Here is a 6,431-nt window from a genome sequence, read left to right as displayed (position 1 = left end):
CTGCCGGTGCTTTCTCCGGCCCGGATTTCTGTCTCATCTGCGCTCCAAAATGGCTGCGATGATCCAGAAATCCTCCCTTCCCGAAAACCCCTGAACTGTCTCAAGGGCGCTGACGGCAGACACCTGCTCTCCAGTTGGAAGCGTTGCCGCGGATGTACCGGCCGCAGCCGACAGGAGAGCAAAGCGAATTTCCCGGCGATGGCCGGAACCGCCAAGTCCTGACCTCGGTCAGAGGCCCGTCGTCCAGCAGCGGCGGGCTTTTCGTTTCAGCGGCGGCGGGCGGTGCTCAACTGTAAGTTTTTGGCGCTAAGGGTGATCAGGCCGCGCTCGCGCCCGTCGAACCGGTTTGCTGAGCCAGAGCTGAGCGCGGCTGGCTACGTCGTGGTCCGGCGGGGTGAGACCAGCGCAGTTGCGGGTAAGCTTAGTCTCCACTTTACCGCGATTGATCCGGTGCCCAAAATTTTGTGGCGCCTTCTGGGAGGGAATTGAGGAACTTCTGAAACCCTGGACGATCGACGACTTGCCAAAGCGCTTCTGCTACATCAGCGATCGAACTCTCGGGCGAAAAATTGTGGTCTCGCCTTAAGCTTTGAACCTCAAGCGTCATTGCCGGGAGATCGCCGAATGGCAGAATGGCATCATCCGTATCCCACTCTGCGACAAAGATTGCCCTCAACACTGGCGGCAGCAGGCCAGCAAATGCCACTGCCTGCTTCACAGTCAGCCGTCGTCGGAAGGTCTGCAGAACGGCTTGAACCATGGTGTAGGCCTGATTGCGTGTCGACAGGCCCGCATTATCGCGTGCGAGCGCGAGAAAGCGCTCGAACTGTTCGGAGGCGCGCTGGTATTCCATGGGAATAGTCACGATCAACATTTCCTCAAACTTGCGTCGGGGGAATGAGCCTCACGCGACCGCGGTCTAATCGACCGACGCCTTCGATCGCATAGTCCTTGCCCCGACCAGCTTACGCGGAAAGGTATCGACCTTCTGCCGTTGCTGGTTGAGATTCCTCTGTGGAGCCCTGCTGTACAAGGCAGTGGATCCTCACCTTTCAGACATTTCCTATGCCGCAAAGGCCGATCGTGAGAACTTTATCCGCTCCGAAACGAAACGGCTCTTGGGGTGGATGTCGGGCGCGGGTAGGTATCGCGAGTCTGGAGGCTCCCGCCCTTGCAATGATCAGGCGGCGACTACGCTCAGCCGCAGCCCCAAAACCTTGGTAGCCTTGGCGAGGCTGTCGAGCGTCGGGTTTCCACCAGGCTGGAAAGTCTTATAGACTGTTTCCCGGCTAAGCCCGGCTTCCTTCGCAAAGGCAGTGACGCCGCGAGCGCGGGCAATATCGCCGATGGCGGAAGCGATGAGGGACGGGTCGCCATCCTCAAGCGCGGCAGCGATATAGGCGGCCTGCTCCTCGGGTGTCTTGAGGAAGTCCTGAACGTCAAACTTGGTCGTTTCGAGGGCCATGACCTAGACCTCCTTTGCCATTTGTTTTGCCTTAGCGATGTCTGCGGCCTGCGTTCGCTTGTCGCCGCCGTTGAGCAGAATGACGACAAACTTGCCTTGCTGCACGAAGTACAGGCGGTAGCCCGGCCCATAGTCGACCCGCAGCTCGCTCACGCCGTCGCCGACTGCCTTCACGTCGCCAGGATTGCCCAACTCCATCCGACGAATACGAACAATGATCCGAGATATGGCATTGGCATCTCGCAGGCCCTTGAGCCAGTCTGAGAATGTCGCCGTCTGCCGGACTTCGATCATGTGTACTACAGTACACGATCGATCCATGATCTGTCAACTATGATACACAGGCAGCTTGGCCGGTGGGAGTTATCGTCCTTGAGGGCAGGGCGCGCGGGAGCGCTACCCTCATTGAAGAGCGCGACTGAGCTGTGGCGCGCTCTGATGATCATGCACAGGAGAAGCGTGAAAGCGCGGGGCTCAGATCGAAGGCCGCCGAGCCGGTCGCCTTGATCCATCCGGCGGGCCTTCGAATGCTGAGCGAGCATCGCAGTGCATTTGCGCCGCGTACACGAACCGTCGCCATGCCGGCATCGGAACGGTTGCAGGAGAGATCGAGATCGCATGCGGCGCGTAAGCATCGGGTGGCACAACCTCGTCAGGGTCGTAGCCGGCGGAGCGGGCGAGGGCTCGAGCGATGTACTCTACGCGACCGTATTCCATGACACCCCTGCGATCTGTTGTTCAGCCGACCCCCGGAAGCTCGCTAGTCTCCTGTCCCGAACCTCGCCATCCTGAATAGCAGCAATTTCCTGGACGAGTTGGTGGACCTTCTTCTGCGCGTGGCAAAAAGCGTCCGCATCGAGCGGCGTCTGAGCACCCCCGCCGAGTGCCTCGAGGGCATTGTTGATGGCGCCCCAGAGAGCGCTGAAGCGATCGATCAGGTCCGGTACCCGTCTTGCGTCAACATGGTTCATCCATGCACGCTACAGGCTTGGGCCGATGGCGCACCGTCAAAAGACAGGTCCGCAGGCGTTCGCTTCACGCCTCTGGAAACGGGCTCGAGGGCGGCGAGGCGAGCGTTATGAGGTTGCCATATGGATCGCGGATCTGCGCCAGCGTCGAATAATCGCCGGGAATGTCATCGCCGAGCTCAAGTCCCAAGTCTTTGAGGCGACGGCGCTCGGCTCCGAGGTCATCCACGTAAAGGAAAATGACGCCCCGGACTGCGATTTCTGTACTGCTGGAAAGCATGAGACCGCCGTGATCCGAGAATTCCCAATGCAGGAGGGTTGGCATCGGACGGTAGGTCGGTCCTCGGCCGAGGAGCTTGGTGTACCAGGCTTCGCCGTCAGCTAGGTCGGGCGCCAGGAGGGCGGCATAGCTCTTCTGCAGGTGCATGTCGGAGCCTTCCGCCAACGCTACCGCCACAGCCTAGGAAACTTTGAGACTGTCGACCGACATACGGCCCGATCGCTTGTCGGGGACGAGTTCGAAGCTGACTCTCTGCCCCTCCTTTAGCTCGGGCAGCCCGGCGCGCTTTACTGCGGTGATATGGACGAATGCGTCGAAGCCGCCATCATCTGGCTGAATGAAACCAAAGCCCTTGGTCGGGTTGAACCACTTGACCGTACCCTGCGCCATACTGGCCTCCTTTTCCGGCCGGGGCTTCTCCGGTAATGAGCGAGGAACGTTCATCGCGGCGCAAGTATCGATCTCGTGAACGCCGGGGGAACGGCGCTAACCATTTGGCAGCTATTTCACAGCCCACTGTCGACCATGGACCACTTCTCCGAAGGGAAGGGATGAATTTATGGCGCCGCCGTCCAACCGGGTTCGTGCTTACAACCCCATCACCCAGACGCTCGATCGCATTATCGAGGCTGAACGCCTCGATGCAGAGGCGCGAGCAGCGCGGGCGGGACGGCGCAAGCCAGCAGCCGATGCTGGGGTCACCGCTGGGTCTGCATCTGCTCCCGAGCGCTTCTCTCGAGCGCGTGCGTAGTCAGCGCATGGCTCGGCGGTCAAAGAGGTCGCGGGCCGCACCGATGAGGCGCGCGCGAATATCCGGACGGGTGGCAAGCACGTAGCCGGCGGCGCCGATGAGAATGAGTCTGAGCACGATCGTCTCCCTTGATGACTGGCGCGATACCAACGCGTGAACGGCGGTATCGTTCTCTGGTCATCCGGCTAAATGGCCGTCGCAGAGCGCAGTGGGGGTAGGGCGCCTGGAACGATGATCGGTTTGCTGACCTCGCCGTTATCAAGGACGCGGTGTCTTTTGAGGATGTTGGCCGGCGCGCTCATTTTGCCGGCCTGAGCCACAGACGTTCCCCTCAGCGATTGCTCCACTTTAGACGGGAGCCTCGGCTGGGCAATCAGCCGTTCGTAGGGCCGCCGCAGAACCCTGACGCTGCAGCATTCCTTCAGGGCGCCTGGTGCGATTGACGGGGCGCTGCGTGCTCAGGCGGTGATAAAAGCAGCGGCTCGACTTGCATCTCGATATGGGCGACCGGGGTCTGGTCTGCCTGGCAATCGAATTGCCAGCTTTGCGACCATCGGATCGTCAACAGCGCGAACTGCATCGCGGTGGATAGGCGTCCACGCAACGAACAATCCGAGACTATGAGGGTCTCCTTGCCGAATTCCGATCGGCCAACACGGACCTTCATGTCTATCGTAAGGGTGAGATCCATCCGTACGCGCACTGGGGCGTGAGGAGGGGCGAGGGCGGCCGACATTTGAGCGAGCACCCGTAGCGAAGCGCTGCCGCTGCCTGCGGGTTCGATCCAAACCGAGATCTCTACGACCGGCTCACCGAGCATGACGTCAACCGAGCTCCAGACGACACTATGTCGTAGGGGCTGCCAGGAAGCCAACCATGCTTGCCGTTGGGCGCGGCCAAGCGGTGCTAGCCCAGCTGGCGCGTAGAGGCGCCGGCGCCTTCTGAACTGCCTTGCAGGGCCCAGACATCGGCCGGCCAGCATGAAGAGCTTCCAGGACCTTCCCAGAGCCTTACAGACGGCCTTCATGCCAGCTCGTCGGGGCTCGCATTTTAGAGCTCGCCCCTGCTCATGCCGCGAGGAGGATTCCATCACCGACGATCCGGCGGATGGTCCAGTCAGCCAAGTCAACGGTGAAAGAGGGTAGGGCCGGCGTGCCGCGATACCGGTGCAAGGAGCCAACCGCAGGTGAAAACGGCCCATGAAATTGGGCCGCCAAGCGCAAGCTTCTGACACCGGCAGGTGGCAGCAAACCGCGCCGGCGAAGGCCGGCGCACTGGCCAGGATAAGGAGCCCCGTCGGGGCGACCGATGAGGCATCAAAATTCGCTCGTGCGTAGGCACGCGGAAGGGTCACGGGAGGCTCTTTGGCGCAGGCCAAGGCGCCTATCCCGTAGCCTCGGTATGAGGCGTCGACACGCGAATTTCTGAGCCTCAATTTCATGGCCAGTCTTGTCTCCCAGCCCCCATTGCGCGCAGGCGCCGGACCACCATTCAGGAGCCGCCGCAGGGCGGCCAAACGACATCCCAAGGCGATCGGGCCCGGGCGAAGGCCCCGGCTGGTGTGCGCAGGCACGCCTCGAGATCCGGAAGGGTTGGAAGTGGTGTGGTCCAGGGGGCTGTCGGAGACCTCAATGACGCGAAGGCGGCACTCAGTTTTTGATGCGGGCGAAGGCCTGCATAAAAACTGAGGTATTGAGCCTATTTTTTATTTTGGGGAATGAGGCCCATTTCGGGCCTGTCCTTGGTGGGAGGCAGCCACTGAGAGGCTGCGCATTTGCTGGGGTTTCGACGTCCTTGTCTGGGGCTGCTCAGGCGCCACGAGCGGGCGAAGCCGGGTGCGAGGGGCAGGGCCTGGTCCTTGGCGGGGAGGGAGGCTCCATGGGGTCTTCCAGCCCGTCTATGGAGCATCCGTCCTTAGTGGGAACGCCGGCGGCAGCTGCCAGTGCTTCAGCCAGCAGATGCCGCCGGCGGAAACGTCCCTTTGAAGCGGGGTGTCGTCAGCCACCGCAGGGTTTGCACAAATCCACAAAAAATGGAGCGTAGGCGCCAGTTTCGGGCACCTTTCGGGGCATTTCTGTCGATCTACGGGAATCCGGGGGGGCGTTCGTGTCGTACACGATTCCGGGTTCAAGCCGTCGGCCGCTGGCGATAGTCTCGACCATTGGGAGACGCGCCATGAAGGATCTGCGGAGTTACTGCCTCGATCGGCACCAGGAGAGCCGCATTCTCAATGCGTTATGGGGCGCATTGCATGAGGAGTGGCGGCCTCGGCCGAGAGGCTGGCAACCGCGTCCAGACGAAGTCGCGGCGCTGCGCCTCGAGGTCGTGATCGGTTTGGGGTTCATCGGCCAGGAAATCGTCCGTTTATGGCTCGAAGACCATGGATTCCCGCGCAAACTGCCGACAAGAGGGCCGGCGACCAAGCCGGGCTGGGTCTCGAGGGATAAGCGCTGGGCACGTCTCAGAGCGCCCAATCAATAGATAGCGTGTCGAGCCATACTCGACATACCATATGATGCGGTTTGGCCCCATAATTTGATTCGCATAAGGAACATTATGGAACGGGAATCGGTGGGTCGCGGGATTTCTGCGCCTCGAATTGAGGTGGAAAAATCCGTCGATTAGCCACGCTATCTTGCTGGACCTCCTTGTCTTTTAAGTGCGGAATTTGAGGAGCAAGAACCAAACAATTTAGTGGCTGCAATTGCGGTATCTGGGCCCACGAGATCTAGCAGCGACCGGCGGAGAACCCCGGACAATCGCGGAATCAAAATAGTGCGGAATTTCGGCGGTGGGAAATTAGCGATTGCGATCTTGACCGGAGTGAGCTGCACCGCGATTGTCTGCCGTCAGCGCCCTTGAGACAGTTCAGGGGTTTTCGGGAAGGGAGGATTTCTGGATCATCGCAGCCATTTTGGAGCGCAGATGAGACAGAAATCCGGGCCGGAGAAAGCACCGGCAGAGCAG

Annotated in this window: 8 protein-coding genes; 2 read left to right on the top strand and 6 right to left on the bottom strand. The window is 60.8% G+C overall.

Annotation, left to right across the window (positions count from 1 at the left end):
* Positions 1-222, top strand: a 222-nt coding sequence (locus RKE40_RS29175; RefSeq protein WP_316021665.1) for a hypothetical protein, incomplete at its 5' end; no start/stop codon positions are given.
* A 211-nt stretch (positions 223-433) separates the two neighbouring features.
* Here the strand turns inward: RKE40_RS29175 and RKE40_RS29170 are convergent.
* The 6 genes from RKE40_RS29170 to RKE40_RS29145 form a co-directional block, all read right to left on the bottom strand.
* Positions 434-874, bottom strand: coding sequence for a DUF2267 domain-containing protein (locus tag RKE40_RS29170; protein ID WP_316021664.1), 441 nt, complete (start codon positions 872-874; stop codon positions 434-436).
* A 306-nt stretch (positions 875-1,180) separates the two neighbouring features.
* Entirely contained in the window at positions 1,181-1,465 is a 285-nt protein-coding gene (locus tag RKE40_RS29165) for an addiction module antidote protein (protein ID WP_316021663.1), read from the bottom strand.
* A 3-nt stretch (positions 1,466-1,468) separates the two neighbouring features.
* The gene (locus RKE40_RS29160) at positions 1,469-1,759 is read right to left on the bottom strand and encodes a type II toxin-antitoxin system RelE/ParE family toxin (protein WP_316021662.1); all 291 of its coding nucleotides are present in this window, start codon (positions 1,757-1,759) and stop codon (positions 1,469-1,471) included.
* A gap of 404 nt (positions 1,760-2,163) precedes the next feature.
* Positions 2,164-2,436 (bottom strand): hypothetical protein, encoded by a 273-nt coding sequence (locus RKE40_RS29155; protein ID WP_316021661.1) that lies wholly within the window; start codon positions 2,434-2,436, stop codon positions 2,164-2,166.
* Between the two features lie 64 nt (positions 2,437-2,500).
* Positions 2,501-2,860, bottom strand: coding sequence for a VOC family protein (locus RKE40_RS29150; protein WP_316021660.1), 360 nt, complete (start codon positions 2,858-2,860; stop codon positions 2,501-2,503).
* A gap of 33 nt (positions 2,861-2,893) precedes the next feature.
* Positions 2,894-3,103: a cold-shock protein gene (locus tag RKE40_RS29145; RefSeq protein WP_316021659.1), complete on the bottom strand. Its 210-nt coding sequence runs from the start codon at positions 3,101-3,103 to the stop codon at positions 2,894-2,896.
* Between the two features lie 2,536 nt (positions 3,104-5,639).
* Between RKE40_RS29145 and RKE40_RS29140 the strand changes: the two genes are divergently transcribed.
* Positions 5,640-5,945, top strand: coding sequence for a hypothetical protein (locus tag RKE40_RS29140; protein ID WP_316021658.1), 306 nt, complete (start codon positions 5,640-5,642; stop codon positions 5,943-5,945).
* Positions 5,946-6,431: the final 486 nt, after the last annotated feature.

It is taken from the genome of Allobosea rubneri, assembly GCF_032464875.1.
Classification (GTDB): Bacteria; Pseudomonadota; Alphaproteobacteria; order Rhizobiales; family Beijerinckiaceae; genus Allobosea; species Allobosea rubneri.
Note: the sequence above shows the minus strand (reverse complement) of the source record. Positions and strands in the feature narration are given on the sequence as shown.